Raw genomic sequence first — 16,331 nt, 5'->3', positions numbered from 1 at the left:
TAAACTTTCTAACTGGTTTGAAATGGTTGGATACTGATTTTATTTAAAAACCTGGCTTGAAACCAAATCTCACCCCAAAAGAAGGAGGTACTAAACCTGAAAATTCTCCCATCGTGCTTCTCCAGACAAAATCAACTCTGAACGGACGGATATTTCCATAGCCAATATTTTCAATACCGAATCCATATTCACTGTATACCGTATTATTTGGAGCAATATAATTAACAGATGATTTATTGATGTCAATATTATTTTGAGATATACTTCCGTAGGCCAGTCGGTAAAAGATCAGACTTCTCCATTTTAACTTTTTGATCAGGGGTATTCTGTTAAGGATAAATCCATTGAAATGATGTTCAAAATGTCCCATCATATAAGTATCTGTCGTAAAATTGTAATAATTGAGCAATGCAAAAGAATTAGGAACTACAGATAAACTCTGATCGGCTGTTATTGGGCTTAATAATGGAAGCGGTACGGTATTAAAGGTTTTTCCTAATTCTATTGAAGCATTTAGAACCCCAAAATTGCTTAGGAAAAAGTTTTCTTTAATTAATAGCTGTAGTTTGTTATAATTGAAATCACTGTTCAATACTCCTTTATAACCTCTTGTATATTTTAACATGAAAGTAGGATAGGGCAGTTTTCCGAATTTCTGCTCTACACCATATCCGTATACATTTCTTCCCGGAGTGTAGGTTAAAGAAATGTTGGTCGCAAAATCGTTGAGCTTGCTTTGAATCTCCGAACTGTTTGGTAAAGTGTAGTTCATTGAGAATAATTTAGGATCAGCCGATTCTATTTGTTGATGTACCGCGGATAAATTAATATGCAAATTGTTGTTCAATGCCCAATCGAAATTAATTGTATTTCTCATCACATTGGATAGATAATAGTTTTCTCCACGTCTTATCAGAGAACTGGAATTAGAGCTTTTGGGAAGTAAATCACTGGGAGAGATCAGCCTACTGGCTAATTGTAGATTGTCCCGGAGATGAGAGGCTCCCAATACGATTCTGGGCTGAGAACTCAATAAATAAATTCCCTCTATACCATATTTAAATTTCTGGTCATCGACACCGTATGCACCATAAAAATTAAACCTGAGCTTATCATCCTCTGTTTTGTAAGTTCTGAATCCCATCCGTAACCGTAAGCCCTCAATATTATTACTTGAAATGGTTTTCCATACTGATCCGGTCTGTAAGCCTTTAAATAAATCTACATATCCGGTAGAGGCGATCGTTATTATATTGCTGACGCGGCTAATCTTTTTATTTGCTCTTAAACCTTGAATGATCTTTAAAGTTTCTTCGGTATCCTCACTGGCGCCAGAAGAAGTTTTCCAGTATTCATCACTTTTTTCAAACTGATCGGATTTTGTTTGAACGATTTTTTGCTGATAAAATGCGTCATCGTGGGGTTGGTCCATCAGGTATTCATACTCATTGATCTCTTTTTTTACATAGACTCCCATTTCATCCTTTCTTTTTGAGAATAGAGTAAAGTTACCTTCATACTGACTTTTACCAGGGAGATAGAAATCATCCTTTACTTCCGTGTAATGTTTTTCTACGGAAAAATCCCGTACGAGGCTCATGTTGATTTGTCTTGTTGTTTTCATCCAGATGTCTGTCACCGCAAATATTCCATCCACAACTTTAAAACGACCCTGGAAGAGCAAGTCTCCGGAGTTGATAGGAAAAAAGTGAATCGTATAGACCATGTGTCCTCCTTCACTGATCGAATCTTTAAGGGCGTATTGGTAAACACCATAACCTCTCGATGATAGAGGGCTTACAAAAGATTTATCAAGAATCCTGATGTCATCATCATAAGGATTGATCTCATTAAAGACCTGACTAAATCTCTCTACACCAAATCCTCTCCCTACTTCATTGAGACCCGATTTTCTCTCACCCTCAGTATCAATTCTCTCTTTATTCTTTTTCCCATAAATTCTTTCGGTAAGCTCATTCATAAATACAGGGATGGCTATTTTTTCTTCTTCCTGATCATCTTTTATTAAAACTTTACGGAGCGTTTTATAATCGTCGCCTAATATCTTTTTTGCTAAAACACTATCCATATTATTCAATCCCATATTGATTGAAGTATATCTGCGGTAATCATAGGATCCTAAGGAATGGATATCATTTCTTTCTTTATTTTTCCATATTCCCTGGAGTATTTTATAGGCAGGATTTTCTTTTTTTGATAATTTTTTCTTAGGTTTTCCTATCAGTGTGATTTCCTGTAAAGACTTTTCTGAATTGAGCCGGATTTCAATATTCCGGTTGACACGACGGTCCAGAGGGATTTCTCTTACCAGATGTTTTTTTTCATACGTTACTACAAGAGTTGAATGCTCCTCTTCTGAAGAGAGCATGAATTTTCCTCTCTCGCTGCTTAGTGTGCTGATTGAAGTTCCTTTGAATGATATCCTAACAGAATCTACCGGTCTGTCCAGTTCATCATACACAACACCTTTTACCTTAGTCTGGGAATAAGATAGAACAAAAAGAAGCATACATAGGAAACTAAATTTTTTTTTCATCATTTAAAAAAATAGCATTTTAATTTGAAACATAAAGTGAGTGATTAACGGGAACTATATTTTATTGTTTAACATTGGATTCTATTTCCCTAAGTGGTCGTGTATTTTGTAGTGATAACGAAAATATTTATAAAATCTTTTAAACAATTCTTACTTTCAATAAAATCTTTAAGTTTAGAATTTGAAACCTATACTAAAATAGGCTCTCCAGATATTAAGCGCGTCGTTTCTTGATATATTTACATTAATCGGTCCCAGAAGTGATTCGTACCCTAAATTAAGTCCATATCCAATGAGCTTTGTATTGCTTTTAAAAGGAGAGAGTTCATCACTTATAGTTGCGTAGTGGAAAGAAGGCGTAAGATAAAGCTTATGGTAAATGCGATACTGCACTTCCAATCCTAGTTTAGCAACGGAATTCATCGGAACTTCTTTTTGTCTGAAACCATTAAACTCAGGGCTCATACCATCAAAGTTAAATTCACTTCCCCCAAGATTAAATTTTTGATTCAGAAAGAAATAAGGTACCCCTTCCGAGTCACCCAGAGTCTGGGGAGCGAAATTAGTTCCTAAGAATGCAATTCCTTTTACAGAAAGTCTTTTATTGATTGGAACAATATAATTTTCATTAATCGTTAAGCTGATGAGATTCTTGGGTTTGTAATATCCTTCAGTTCCTGGATTTAAATAGTCATAGAGTTGGGGCTGTATTTCCTTGAGGTCATACAGGTCATATTGATCGCCAAAATAATATTTGGTAATGAATTGGAAATTGTTCCCCTTAGTTGGATAGTATCTGGTATTGAAACTATTTTGGTTGAATTTAAAATACAGATCAAGATTGGTATGATAATAAACCTTCTTGCTGTAGAGATCCGTAAAAGTCTGGCTTATTCTGTCTACAGACCTGTTGAGTTTCTCGGCATTGAATTCTAATCCGAATGAGGCTATAGTATTAGGATGAATTGAATAATTAATGGCTGTATTGGCCTTAATATTTCTATAGATATAATTGGGAAAAAACAAATTGTTATCTTCACTGTCATTGTCAGAAAATCTTAACAGGAGATCATTACTTTTTAGAAAAGAAATGTTTCCCTCCAGACTGACCCACCACCGATAGTCCGTGTCCAGAAATTTTTGAAACTGCAGGCGGGCCTTGAAGCGTTCGGAAATATCAACTGTTGCTAAGGCACGGAATTTTCCTTCTGCATAATCCCGGTAGGTATAATTTAAGATAATCCCCACAGATTGTTCATTATCGTAGTGGAGCGCCAGTTTAAATGTACTCGGTGTTGCTCTTTTTACGAAAATATTCATAATCAATCCATTCTCAGAATCGGTATAAGTATAATAAACCCTGTCATACTGACGGACTCCAAACACCCTGTCAATCGCAGCATTTACTGTTTTTGCATCATAATAATTGCCTTCCCTGAGACCCATCAGGCTTTTGATAGCTTCAATTTCAGATGGATTAACGATAGGGGTGCCGTTATCTTCGCTGTACGTAAACTGTATGGTTGGTTTCTTTACTTCTTCAATAAGCTTATGATCATAGATGATTCCCAGCCTACGTTGCTCATTCGCAAGAGCAATAAATTCCGGAAGATGTCTTTTAGCTTCTTGTTCCCCGATTTTAATGATTTCTTTATACTTTCTAAAGTCCTTTGTCGTATAATCATTCAGTGGAGTTACAAAGTCTACGAGAATATCAGACATTTTCTTTTGCTCATTAAAATCCTGAACAGAATGGAATGCATGGGTCTGATAGATCATTTTCATGGGATTCTTAATCTCTTCTTTTGTAAATAGACGGAATCCTGTATACCCTCCGATAATATAATCAGCGCCCATGTCTTTTACTTCCTTTACCGGGAAATTTCTGTCAAGTCCTCCATCTACGAGAAGCTTTCCATCTATATAAACCGGGGCAAAAGCAGCGGGTATTGCTAATGTAGAACGTATGGCTAATGCCAGTGATCCTTTCTTTTGCATCACAAGTCCTCCATTTACAATATCTGATGAGGTTAATTCTACGGGAATTCTAAGTTTGCTAAAATCATTAATATGTTTTGCAGGAAAAGTTAAGGTGTTAAGGACTTCACCCATATACTGACCTTCTATAAAAGAACTGGGCAATGATGGTGCTCCATTGATGACTGGGAATTCAAGGATGTATTTATTGTATTCATCTTTTTCACTTATATTGACCTGGTTATATGGGATTTTATTACTGAGAATTCTCTTCCAGTTCATTCCATACACCATTTCTTTTAGTTGCTCACCATTATATCCCATTCCATACAGTCCGCCGAGAATTCCGCCCATACTCGTTCCTGTGATATAATCTATTTTTATACCCAAAGAGTCTATTGTCTTTAAAATCCCAAGATGTGCAAATCCCTTGGCGCCACCCCCACTCAGAGCCAATCCAAACTTTGTATCTTTTGTAATGGGTGATACTTTTTTGATAGAGTCTTGTGCAGATAATAAGGAAAATACAGCTAAAAGAATGACAGTAAGAATATTTTTCATCTTGAATTATATTACTTAAGAAGTAGCGAAAATAAGTATTATGTTACTGATTACAAGTGTTAACTTTTCCTAAAGCTACAAAATGTAAAGTTTTGAATTGTATTAAAAGGTGTAGTGTGGTCAGTTGAAACACATTTTATTTTTTCAAACTTATTTTCAAACTTTTTTGTCATCGATTCCTCATCGTACTGCTGGATTTCCAGTCCACTACAGGTTGTCGGCCCATTTTTAGAAAAAGTTCCTAATACCAAATAACCTTTTATGTTTTTTTCTGCAATGCTGAGGTATGTACAGACCTGTTCCGGTTGGGTTAAAAAATGAAAAGTGGCCCGGTCGTGCCAGATGTCATAAAAATTTTCTGAATCAAATTCTGTAATATCCGTTGAAATAAAGGTTACTTTCTCTGCTCTGCTCCCCAGTCTTTTTTTTGCTTTTTCTAGGGCTGCCTCGGAAATATCAAGTACAGTAATATTTTGATATCCCTCGTCCAATAAAAAATCAACAAGGTTACTGTCACCACCACCAATATCAATTATTTTTGCTTCTTTCCCCAAATTAAAAGACGCGATGAAATCCAGAGAAATATGCGGTCTGTCCTGTGTCCAGCTTACCTGATCAGGGGTTTTCGTTTCATAAACTTTTTCCCAGTGGTTTTTATTGGTTGGTGAGCTCATAAAGAATGTCGTATTTAATGCAAGCTAAATTACAAAAGACACGACAATTGAAAATGATTTATGTCACATTTTTTACTCTTTTAGCTGCTGGCTGATATCTTCAAATTTTTTGATCAGCTCGTTGAGTTTTGTTTGTTGCTTTTTGATCGTTCTCGGTCTGACATAAAACCAATTAAATCCTATCCATAGCAATGTGATGCTATAGGTGACAATCGCCATGGTGATGCTCATACGGGAAGCATATTCATACATATATAAACAGATCCCGGTAGTCAGCATAATGAAATAAGTATTGATCATCCTGGTTTCCATGAATCTTTGCCTGTTTTTGATCAAATACAAATTTTTTAAATATTCCGTACTTGGTTGGGTGTCATCTGTTTTATAAAAAAGAGCAAACATTTTATTGTAAGCAAATAAGTACACTGTCATCGCTAATAAAATCAGAACAATACCAATCTTGGTGCTCACAAATTCTGGTAAATAATGCAGCCAGATAAGGATAATGAAAACACCGGTTAGCGTCAAAAGGATATTGGCGATAATCAGTTTTCGTAAATTTTTACTTTTAAACTGCTTTAATTTATTGAGAAGGTCTTTGATATCCGGTTGATTTACTTTTTGTTTTTGCCAGATATTTTTAAAATCTATATTAGTAGGTTCCATGTTGCTTAAACTTTTGAGTTAGTTTTTCTTTTATCCTGTGAATTTTTACTCTGACATTGGATTCTGAGAGACCCACGATAGTAGCAATTTCCGCCTGCTTTAAATCTTCCAATTCCAGAGAGATGATGATACGATCTGTTTCAGGTAATTCTGAAATAAACTGATAAAGAAGCTGGATGTCAGATTCCATGGATTCCTGTTTTTTTTCCTCTAAATTAATGGGGAGATCCGTTTTTGTAAATCGCTTTTCCTTTTCAATCTGTCGCAGGCAATTATTAGAAGCTATTCTGAATATCCATGTTCCGATAGAAGATTCATTCCTGAATTTTGGAAGCTGCTGCCAGACAATGATAAATGTTTCCTGAGCCAGATCCTGTGCCGACTCAGAATCATTTACATACCCCATGCACAAACGAAATATCTTTTGCCAGTACAGTTGGTAGATTTCTTCAAATGCCATTATTTGGTAGATAAAAAATTATTCAATTGGGTAAAGAACCATTCCTTGTCATCATACATGATGAAATGTAATCCTTTGGTGGCATATTGTAAATTAGCGTTTTTCATATTTTTATACTGGTCTTCTATGGCTGGTTTAAAATTAGTAAAATAAGACTCTAATAAAATAAGAGAAGGACATTGAATATTTTTTATTTTTTCCCTTAGATCAGTATTCGAAAAATCGCAATACATCTTTGCAAAAGTTGTACGGTCAGATTTGTCACTCCAACTAACAACAGTTTCCTGCATTGTAGTGTCTGCTAAAAGTTGTGGGATCGATTTCATCTGCATCTGATGAAACTGTTCATCTGTCATTGCTGTCATCTTACTGATCATCGCTGAGCAATCATTATTTTCTTTAGCGGTAAAAGAAGGATTCATTAATGCTGCTAAACAGGGAAGAGAATCTACAATGACTATTTTGCCAATTAATCCCGGATAGTCTGCAGCCAGGGCCAGGGCCAGACCTCCTCCCATACTATGGCCAACAATAATTGGCTTTTCTATCTTATTGTCAGTAATGTATTCTGCAATTTTACTTTCCCAGTTTTTGAAGGTAGCTTCAGGTTGTGGTTTTGTTCCTGCAAACCCTGCCATGGTTAAAGTATAACAAGTAAAGTTCTTTTCGAATTTTGCTCTTGTTTCATTCCAAACATCACCTGAGGAGGCAAAACCGGGAATGAAAATCAAAGTTTGTTTCCCCTGTCCTGTTCTTTTTACCTCAAATGGATACGGTTTTGCTTGTCCAAACACATTAGCACATAGAGCTAAGAACAATAATATCACAGTTAATACGGTAAGCTTTTTCATTTTTTTCTAAATTTTAATGGTTAATTTATCTTTTAGATACAGGACCTTTTAAAATGTTACAAAATTTTTAAATTAATTTGAAATATGATGAGAAATACGTGCGAATGCCCTTGGATTCTGGGTTTTTAAATCTTTCGTAAAATGAAATAAAGTCGTATTTATTCGCTTTGTTCTCATTTTCTGAGGGTTAACAATGATTTTTTTTCAATTATTATGCGATCCCTATAATAATAGGTATAGTTTTTGCATCCTATAGAAATTAATAAAAATTTTAGTAAACCTTATTTTCGTATTCGAAAATTTACTAAATTTAGTAGGAATTTATAATTGCCCCTAAAAATAAAAGGGGTGTTGTAAATAAAAGTCGTAGTTTTTTAATTAAATCCAAAAATATCAATGAATAATATACAAGATGAATTTCAAGTCCTAAAAGACGAGTTGAGAAAATTAAATATCGAAGTAAAAAAAGTCGTAAAAGTAGGTAATGGAAGCATGGACTTTCATGAAGTGTTCTATAAATCTCCAAGATATGAGGAGGTGAAAACAATTTATGTGCAGCGTCACAACTTAGATGACCTTATTGTCAAATTCAGACAGGCTTACAGCTAAGATAAAAATAAAAGACGCGCCACAGAATTTCTGTGGCGCGTCTCATTAATGACCTGTATATTTTTAATCCTTATTCAATTTTGAGGTTTCCTTGGTGTCTTTCATTCGTGCATAGACAACGAGTGAGAAGAAAATACAGGCAGTAATATACCAATAGAAGTAATGTTCCATATTAGCTTGCTTAAGCCAAAGAGCAATGTACTCTGCTGTTCCTCCAAAAATAGCAACCGTTAAAGCATAAGGAAGTCCAACTCCAAGTGCTCTTACTTCAGATGGGAAAAGCTCAGCTTTAACTACAGCGTTAATAGAAGTATAACCACTTACGATAATTAAAGCAGCCATAATTAAAAAGAAGGCACCCCACATAGAAGTTGTTGTACTCAATGCAGTAAGGAGAGGTACTGTGCAAATAGTTCCTAAAATCCCAAAACCTAAAAGGAGAGGTCTTCTTCCGATTCTATCCGATAATCCGCCAAATACAGGCTGAAGACATGCGAAAATAAATAATGAGACAAAGGAAATAAGTGTTGACTGCTCTTTCGAAAGATGAACGGTATTCACCAAAAATTTCTGCATATAAGTCGTATAGGTATAAAAGGCTAAGGTTCCCCCTAAAGTTAATCCCACTACAGTAAGGAGTGCTTTGGGATGTTTTAAAAGTTCCTTAATGGTTCCTTTTTTCTTTTCGCTGACTTCCTTTTTGTTTTCAAAAGCTTCTGTTTCATGAAGGTTGGCCCGTAGATATAGTGCGATCACAGATAATGCTGCTCCTATAATAAAAGGTATTCTCCAGCCCCAATCTTCTAGTTGCGCTTCGGTTAATAATACCTTTTGTAAAATCAATTGGATACCCAATGCAATCAATTGTCCGCCAATTAATGTTACATACTGAAAACTTGAATAGAAGCCTCTTCTGTCTTCCGTTGCCATTTCACTAAGATAGGTTGCTGAAACACCATATTCTCCACCTACACTTAAACCCTGTAACAGTCTTGCAATTAATAGGAGGATAGGGGCTAAAATTCCAATAGTTTCATACGTCGGTGTAAGGGCAATCAATAGAGAACCAAATGACATTAGCAAAACAGAAAGAGTCATTGCTCTTTTTCTTCCGATCTTATCGGCGATACTTCCGAACAGCCATCCACCAATGGGACGCATTAGAAAACCTACGGCAAATATTCCTGCCGTGTTCATAAGTTGTGCATTAAGATCCGAATCAGGAAAAAACGAATTGGAAAAATAGATGGCAAAGGCAGCGTAAGCATACCAGTCATACCATTCCACAAGGTTTCCAATGGAACCACCGACAATGGCTTTGATCCTTTGAGTGGTTGTAATTTGAGTCGTATTCATATGGGGTAAGATATTAAATTTTTAAAGTATAATTTGTAAGGATAATAAAAATTCTCCTTTTCTGTCGAAAACTGTTTTAGAGACCAGATCATATAAGGGCCTGCTGCTGTATTGTACAACAATTCTTGCATTTTGACCGTATAAATAGAAATTGGCTCCGACGTCGTAATAATTTCCATTCTGATTAAGCGCTTTCATGTCTTTCAATGCATAGTTGAAGAAAGGTTGTACTTTCAGGATCTTACTGAATTTTGGGAGAACGAAGCCTACTTGCGAAAACCAGATATTTCCTGTTCCCATCAGAATTCTGTTGTTTCCGGCTCCTTCCAAAGCTCTTTGTCCGGTAAATTGGGGATCGGAAGTTCCCGGATTCAGAAGTCCGCTTACCCTTAAATAATTGGGACCATAATTGTAATTATAAAAAACAGAATACAGGGTCAGTCCCATTTCCTTATTTTTATTTCCTAAGGGAAGTTCTGAGTAAACATCAGCTCCAAAAACATTGACGTCATGTGATTCAAAAACATTTTCTAAAGGCTGGGATTGGGTACCGTCTTTAGTACTGTAAAAACCAGCTCCTATATTGAAGACTTTTTTAGCAGCAAGATTATTTCCAGGTAAAAATGAAGTTACTGTAGTTTCTTTATTAAAAAACTGGTAAAATGCATATCCTGAATAGGATAGTTTCCCACTTTGATTATTATCTACGGCAGGTCCTCCTACAGTGGGTTTTAGGTTCGTTGCGAAAGGTTTGTTGACACTGAATCTATAATTTAAACGATCAAATTCTCCATGGACGAAAACACCAAACTGTCGTGAAAACTGATCGGCAATTTCTATGGCAGGAAAATTAAAAACAGGAATATCGCCTGCCAGCATTTTAGTAGTACTTGCATTGGTGAGTCTGCTGACCCCATTCCATGAGTGAAGTCCCGCTCCAAAATATAGGTTGTTCTTATTGGGTTTGCCGGTCTGAAAATCATTTCTGGGAATGATAGCCAATTCATTATACGCATCATGGAAGAAGAAAGGTGCTTTTTTTCCTGCTCCATTATTTCCGGTCCCGGTTCCGCCTCCTGAAATAAAAGTCTGATTATTGATTCCCATTTGTAAAAAGATCGAATAAAATGGAGTAAGCTGGCTTTGAATGGTTAATCTCATTCTTCTTATTCCAGCATCATAAGTTTGTTCCTGAGGAACACCATTGACCAAAGTACCCGGATTATTGTCAATACTTCGCAACCAGATCTGACTGGAAATACCAAATTTCAACCACTTATCTCCTTTTGGATTCAGGTTAATTTTAAGCTCTCCAATATCCAGTGGATTTTTTTCCACTACCGTTTCTTCAGGGATTTTAATGGCCTTGATGGTATCCTGGCAATAAGAGTATTGTATAGCAGCTAAACCGAAAATGATGAAAAGTTTTTTCATTGATGCTTTTATTTGCACCTAAACAATAGATAAATTCTGAAGAATTTCTGAAGTTTTAATCAGAATTGAATATTTGTTGTTATGTTTTTGAATTTCAGTATTTTATTTTGTGAAATTTATCTTTAAAGTATGCAGATTGCTTTCAAAATGATAAGTGATTTCAGTGTCATAAATCTCCAAAATCTTCTTCACGAGTGCCAAACCGATCCCAATTGAGTTTTGATCGGGGTTTCCACGTTTAAATCTTTTGAATAATTCTTCCGTAGGAATGGTGGGTGAATTTCCTGTATTTGAAATCTGAAAATAGGTTTCTGTAAGAGTTACAGAGATCTTTCCATTTTCAATATTGTGTCTTTTGGCATTGTTAATAAGGTTATTAACAACAATGATTGCCAGGTTCTCATCAAAATTAAGGTAGATATCTTCCTGAATATCTTTTGTTAATGTAAGATTCTGGATTTCAAAAATATCTTCAAAGTACTGAAGTCTTTCAGTAAGCAGTTTTGAAAAATTAATATGATGGGAATCATTTTTTTCAAAATGTTCAAGTTTTGCTAATAGAATAAGGGATTGATTAATGGAAGAAAGTCTGTCCAGTTCGTCATTCATAGAAGAAAGGGTGGACAGTTGTTTTTCAGAAAGGTCGCTATCCATCAGCAGTTCTATTTTTCCTTTAATGGAGGCCAATGGAGTTTGCAGCTCATGGGATGTATTCTCAGAAAGCTCTTCTAATAAGTGGTAGTCCTTTTTTGAACTCTCCGACATTTTCAGTAAGAATCTGTTTAAAGATTTAAACTCTTCGGTTTCCGTTTTCATTAAACTCATGGAGCGGTTATCTTTTAGACTGAATTTTTTGATTTCATCTATCGCATGATAAAAGGGTTCAAGAATTTTTTTTGAAACCAACACCCCTACAATAATGGTAAGAATAATAAGAAAGACCATAATCCAGGCAACGACCATGATAATGCTTATGAGAAAATGGTTTTCGATGATCGTTATATACCGGACACTTGTTATGGCATATCTTTTCTTATGAATGACCGGGTACGTGATAACAGTGATCTTATTAATATAAGATTGTACACTTTTATTCCAGATGTATTTTTCTTCAATTATTTTCTCTTTCGTATTCTTATAGTTAGGTGGAAGGATTTTAACCTGGGTTTGACGATGATGAAAGGTGAGGTAATCATAAGTAGAGTCTTGTGCCAGTTTATTGGTAACGTAGGCATTAAGGTCTTCAAGCTTGAGGATAGCTGAGCGCATCGTCGCTCTTTCAAAGGCAAAGTATAAAATTGTAAAGCCTGTGGTAAGGACAAAAAATACCAATAGGGTAAATGCTCTGGCAAAACGGAAACTTAAATTCATTTATCAATCCATTTATAGCCCAGTCCGTAAACGGTTTGTAAATAATCTTTACCTCCGCCATCAATGATTTTTTTTCGCAGGTTCTTTAAATGCTGATATACGAAGTCTATGTTATCAACACTATAGGTATAATCTCCCCAAAGGTGGCTGGCAATAGCCTGTTTGGAAAGCATTCTGTTCTGATTGTTGATGAAATAGATCAGCAGATTCAGTTCCTTTTTAGTAAGATTCAGCAGTTGACCGTTGACCTTACATTCTTTTGATTCCAGATCAATACTAAACTCATTGAAACTGAGAATACGGTTGGTTTCCGGAGTTTTTCTTCTCAGAACTGCTTTTATGCGGGAGTGTAATTCTGGTAAAGAGAATGGTTTTGTCATGTAATCATCAGCTCCCTCATCTAAACCTGTCAGTTTAGTATCTAAAGAATTTTTTGCGGATACAATAATAACACTCGATTCGGGAGCATCATTTTTAATGTGTTTCAAAATCTCCAATCCGTTTCCGTCCGGAAGCATCAAATCCAAAAGAATACAATCATATTTAAAAAGCTCGATCTTCTCCAAGGCTTCTTTTGCATTGGTAGCCACTTCACAAACGTAGTCTTCTTTCTTAAGATAGTCCGTGATATTGGAAGCGAGGTCTTTATGGTCTTCTATGATAAGGATTTTCATTAATAATAGATTAATTGAGTGCCACTAATTTCTTAAGAAGTTATGACAGACATCTTTGTTTAGATAAAATATAGTTTAATCCAAAGTTTGTGTAGTACTAACAATATTAAGAATTTTACTTTAATCTTCAAAAATATTACTTTATATGATTATTTGTAAAGAATCTTGGTGTATAATTAAAATATAGATGGCTCAGATTATAATAGTTATTTAAAAAAAAAAAATTATATTTAAAAAAAATAACCGGAAAAGTAAAATCAAGCACGAATGATAGAACCAAAATTGATTGAGGCAATAGAAAATAATGAACTTGTAATTTTTGTAGGGGCAGGTTGTTCAATGCCGTTAAATTTTCCTTCTTGGCAAAATCTTATAATAAGTGTTTTGGATAAATTAAACGAAGAATTCAGTTCAATCTCCACTTTAAATTTTGTAAATCTCAAAAACCAACTGCAAAATAATTCTACTACATTATTTGAAATACTGGAAGAGTTGGAGACAAATAAAAAACATGGGGATCAATATAAAGCTAGATCTAAGGAAATCATTTATGACTTAATAGAAAATAGAATTAAAGAAGGTCAATTGGATTCTGAAATTCATAAATTAATTTGGCAGCTATCATCTAAAATTGTAACCACTAATTATGATTCTGTTTTGGAAGCAAATATGTTAAGGCCAAATATTAAAACATTTGATAATCAAAACATTTTTCAAATTCTTAAAAGTCAGAATAATGATTCTGAGTTTTTGTATAAAATTCATGGTGATTATTCAAATCCGAAAACCATGACAGTTTTTAGAAGTGATTATGAAAATATATATAATCCAAAAAATCCAAATGAAGATGCATTATCTACTTTCTATAAAGGGAAAACATTTCTTTTTATAGGCTTCAGTCTTACAGACCCATATGTTAATAGTCTATTTGATAAAATAAAAAAACTTTATGAAGGATATACTATAAATAAACATTTTGTTTTTACTACAAAAGATGAGGATTTTACGCATTATGATATAAAAGGAATTAAGATAAAAGATTGGGGGGATTCATTAAAATATTATATCGAACAGCTTATTGATAAAAAAAAACACACTAATACTCGTATTAATAATGAGATGTTGAATTTGGCGAATGAAATTTCTTTAAATGATGAGGATATTGAAAACCTTCCAAAAATAATCAAAAATAAGATTGAAGAAATCAAGAAAACTCCAAATGATAAAAATTTACAAAATGAATATGATGATTTAAAAAGTAAATATATTCGTTTAGTATTTGGTGAAATTGATTATTTAAGAAAAATTGATGATAGTTATAAGGATGCTAATTTAGAATCATTATTTGACTCTATTTATGCTAGTGAAGAACTCTCTATTGATATCTATGAAAGAGCAAATACAATTAGAATTGATACAACTAATCATACTTGGTTTCACAGAAGTCAAATTGTCTCGGCACTTGCATGTAGTCTGTTAGTATTTAAAACTATAGATAAAAAGAAAATTCTCTTATTAATAGATTTTTTAAATGATAATGAAGAAAAAGTTTGGGAAAGAGCATTAACTTATTTAGTTGTAATGCTAAATCATTTAGGTAATAAATGGTTACGTTTTCCTGAAATTATTAAAAAACTTGAGTTACTAACGCTTAATTTACAATTCCAAAGTTCTTGTCAACAAATTTTAGAATATTTAATAATATTTGGAGCGGACAGATTTAATTTTTCAGAACGAATATTTGAAAATACCCATTTTCATAAACCATTTAATTATTTTTTACCTTTTTTTAAGGAAGATAATCCTTTTTTTTCAAAAATTTATGATAATTACGAAGGCGGAAATATAGAAGAATTTATCGATTCATTAAGTAAATCCCCACTTCCTGATTCTGCAAAATATTTAATATGTAATAGCGATTTCAAAGAAATGGATAATAATGAAATTTCTCAAAAATCAAAAGATTATTTTCGTGGGCATATGTTGGTAAATAAAGGGTTTTATCCTTATGCGGGATATATTCAAGAGTTTGTTAGTTTTGCAAAAAGTTTTCCAACATTTCAAAATAAAGAAATACTCAAAACACAAGTAAAACTAACTTCAACTTCTTTAAAAGAGTATCTTTTAAGTGAAAAAGAAAGATTGAGAGTACTTGGAATTTATTTCTATAAAGAAAAACAATGGGGAAAAGCAATATTGAATTTTGACAAATTTTTGAATTTGCAACCTAAGGATGTAATGGTTTTAATTAATTTGGCCAATTGTCATTTTAATGAAAAAAACTTTAAGGCTGCGATAGAAATAAGACATGAAGTATATACTATAGAAAATAGTAATTTGAATAATTTGATAGATTTAATTAATTTGTATCATATTAATGAAGAATATGAAAAGGTTATTTTCTTTAGTGATAAATATATTGTAGAAGATGATAAAAATTCTGCTATTTACAGAATTAAGGGCTGGGCTCTGTATTCGCTTAAAAATTATAACGAAGCGTTAAATATGGGTGAGACTTCTTTAAAAATGTCTACTGAAAAAGAACAAGATTATTATTTATTAGCTTCAATATATGAAGAACTCGAAGAATATGAACAATCAGAAGAACTTTACTTAAAAGCTGTAGAATTAAACGACGAAGACATAAAGTTTCGAGAAGGTATTAGTATGATGTATTATAAATCTGGACAGTTTAAAAAGGCTTTAGAAAGCATTGAAATGGTCTTAAAGATTGAAAAAAATAATGTACATATTTTATTAAATAAAGTACAAATACTATTAGCATTAAATTTATTAGAAACTGCACACGTATTATTAATTAAGGTTAATCGATCTGAAAAATACAAAAACTCAGAAGTTTTTAATTTATTTGCAAATTATTATAGAATGGTTGGAGAGCCCGAAAAGGCATTTGTTGAAATTGATAAAGCAGAAAAAATTTCTAAAGAAAGTCGATTTGTTGGAACTCGGGCTGTTATATATTCTTCGCTGGGAGACGAAGAAAATTTTTATCATTTTTTTGAAGAAGCTGTTAAACTTGGAGCCAAAGCTAAAAGCCTGTTTCCCGATATCAAAAATAAATATGAAAACGAAACAAGATTTAAAAATTTATTAAAGCAATATAATCAATAATTGTTGAAT

At 33.6% G+C, this 16,331-nt stretch carries 12 protein-coding genes; 2 read left to right on the top strand and 10 right to left on the bottom strand.

Going from position 1 to position 16,331, the window contains the following annotated elements; genetic code table 11:
* Positions 1–43 precede the first annotated feature (43 nt).
* The 6 genes from CEY12_RS11455 to CEY12_RS11430 all read right to left on the bottom strand — a co-directional run bounded on the left by CEY12_RS11455 (position 44) and on the right by CEY12_RS11430 (position 7,746).
* Positions 44–2,560 carry a DUF5686 family protein gene (locus tag CEY12_RS11455; RefSeq protein ID WP_157676810.1) on the bottom strand — a complete coding sequence of 839 codons (2,517 nt, stop codon included), beginning with the start codon at positions 2,558–2,560 and terminating at the stop codon, positions 44–46.
* A gap of 171 nt (positions 2,561–2,731) precedes the next feature.
* Entirely contained in the window at positions 2,732–5,095 is a 2,364-nt protein-coding gene (locus tag CEY12_RS11450; protein WP_089027825.1) for a patatin-like phospholipase family protein, read from the bottom strand.
* Between the two features lie 59 nt (positions 5,096–5,154).
* Complete coding sequence (locus tag CEY12_RS11445; RefSeq protein WP_089027824.1) at positions 5,155–5,769, bottom strand: class I SAM-dependent methyltransferase; 615 nt, start codon at positions 5,767–5,769, stop codon at positions 5,155–5,157.
* A gap of 72 nt (positions 5,770–5,841) precedes the next feature.
* Positions 5,842–6,435: a hypothetical protein gene (locus CEY12_RS11440; RefSeq protein ID WP_089027823.1), complete on the bottom strand. Its 594-nt coding sequence runs from the start codon at positions 6,433–6,435 to the stop codon at positions 5,842–5,844.
* Complete coding sequence (locus tag CEY12_RS11435; RefSeq protein WP_089027822.1) at positions 6,422–6,895, bottom strand: RNA polymerase sigma factor; 474 nt, start codon at positions 6,893–6,895, stop codon at positions 6,422–6,424. The genes CEY12_RS11440 and CEY12_RS11435 overlap by 14 nt, the downstream gene beginning before the upstream one ends.
* Positions 6,895–7,746 carry an alpha/beta fold hydrolase gene (locus CEY12_RS11430; protein WP_089027821.1) on the bottom strand — a complete coding sequence of 284 codons (852 nt, stop codon included), beginning with the start codon at positions 7,744–7,746 and terminating at the stop codon, positions 6,895–6,897. The genes CEY12_RS11435 and CEY12_RS11430 overlap by 1 nt, the downstream gene beginning before the upstream one ends.
* 396 nt (positions 7,747–8,142) lie before the next feature.
* On the opposite strand from CEY12_RS11430, the gene CEY12_RS11425 reads away from it, so the two are divergent.
* Positions 8,143–8,355, top strand: a complete 213-nt coding sequence (locus CEY12_RS11425; RefSeq protein WP_089027820.1) for a hypothetical protein — start codon at positions 8,143–8,145, stop codon at positions 8,353–8,355.
* A 63-nt stretch (positions 8,356–8,418) separates the two neighbouring features.
* Here CEY12_RS11425 and CEY12_RS11420 read toward each other — a convergent pair whose 3' ends face one another.
* The 4 genes from CEY12_RS11420 to CEY12_RS11405 form a co-directional block, all read right to left on the bottom strand.
* The gene (locus tag CEY12_RS11420) at positions 8,419–9,711 is read right to left on the bottom strand and encodes an MFS transporter (RefSeq protein WP_089027819.1); all 1,293 of its coding nucleotides are present in this window, start codon (positions 9,709–9,711) and stop codon (positions 8,419–8,421) included.
* 21 nt (positions 9,712–9,732) lie between these two features.
* A complete protein-coding gene (locus CEY12_RS11415) occupies positions 9,733–11,145 on the bottom strand; it encodes a porin (protein WP_089027818.1) in 1,413 nt (470 codons plus the stop codon).
* A gap of 102 nt (positions 11,146–11,247) precedes the next feature.
* Positions 11,248–12,516 (bottom strand): sensor histidine kinase, encoded by a 1,269-nt coding sequence (locus CEY12_RS11410; protein WP_089027817.1) that lies wholly within the window; start codon positions 12,514–12,516, stop codon positions 11,248–11,250.
* Positions 12,513–13,190, bottom strand: a complete 678-nt coding sequence (locus tag CEY12_RS11405) for a response regulator transcription factor (RefSeq protein ID WP_089027816.1) — start codon at positions 13,188–13,190, stop codon at positions 12,513–12,515. The genes CEY12_RS11410 and CEY12_RS11405 overlap by 4 nt, the downstream gene beginning before the upstream one ends.
* Before the next feature lie 267 nt (positions 13,191–13,457).
* Here CEY12_RS11405 and CEY12_RS11400 point away from each other — a divergent pair, with 267 nt between their 5' ends.
* Complete coding sequence (locus CEY12_RS11400; protein ID WP_089027815.1) at positions 13,458–16,322, top strand: SIR2 family protein; 2,865 nt, start codon at positions 13,458–13,460, stop codon at positions 16,320–16,322.
* Positions 16,323–16,331 lie beyond the last annotated feature (9 nt).

This window comes from Chryseobacterium sp. T16E-39 (assembly GCF_002216065.1).
GTDB lineage: Bacteria > Bacteroidota > Bacteroidia > Flavobacteriales > Weeksellaceae > Chryseobacterium.
Note: the sequence above shows the minus strand (reverse complement) of the source record. Positions and strands in the feature narration are given on the sequence as shown.

Bases quoted from the DNA above. Each gene is read 5' to 3' on its own strand.
- CEY12_RS11455 (WP_157676810.1), bottom strand. From the start codon at position 2,560: ATGATGAAAAAAAAATTTAGTTTCCTATGTATGCTTCTTTTTGTTCTA.
- CEY12_RS11450 (WP_089027825.1), bottom strand. From the start codon at position 5,095: ATGAAAAATATTCTTACTGTCATTCTTTTAGCTGTATTTTCCTTATTA.
- CEY12_RS11445 (WP_089027824.1), bottom strand. From the start codon at position 5,769: ATGAGCTCACCAACCAATAAAAACCACTGGGAAAAAGTTTATGAAACG.
- CEY12_RS11440 (WP_089027823.1), bottom strand. From the start codon at position 6,435: ATGGAACCTACTAATATAGATTTTAAAAATATCTGGCAAAAACAAAAA.
- CEY12_RS11435 (WP_089027822.1), bottom strand. From the start codon at position 6,895: ATGGCATTTGAAGAAATCTACCAACTGTACTGGCAAAAGATATTTCGT.
- CEY12_RS11430 (WP_089027821.1), bottom strand. From the start codon at position 7,746: ATGAAAAAGCTTACCGTATTAACTGTGATATTATTGTTCTTAGCTCTA.
- CEY12_RS11425 (WP_089027820.1), top strand. From the start codon at position 8,143: ATGAATAATATACAAGATGAATTTCAAGTCCTAAAAGACGAGTTGAGA.
- CEY12_RS11420 (WP_089027819.1), bottom strand. From the start codon at position 9,711: ATGAATACGACTCAAATTACAACCACTCAAAGGATCAAAGCCATTGTC.
- CEY12_RS11415 (WP_089027818.1), bottom strand. From the start codon at position 11,145: ATGAAAAAACTTTTCATCATTTTCGGTTTAGCTGCTATACAATACTCT.
- CEY12_RS11410 (WP_089027817.1), bottom strand. From the start codon at position 12,516: ATGAATTTAAGTTTCCGTTTTGCCAGAGCATTTACCCTATTGGTATTT.
- CEY12_RS11405 (WP_089027816.1), bottom strand. From the start codon at position 13,190: ATGAAAATCCTTATCATAGAAGACCATAAAGACCTCGCTTCCAATATC.
- CEY12_RS11400 (WP_089027815.1), top strand. From the start codon at position 13,458: ATGATAGAACCAAAATTGATTGAGGCAATAGAAAATAATGAACTTGTA.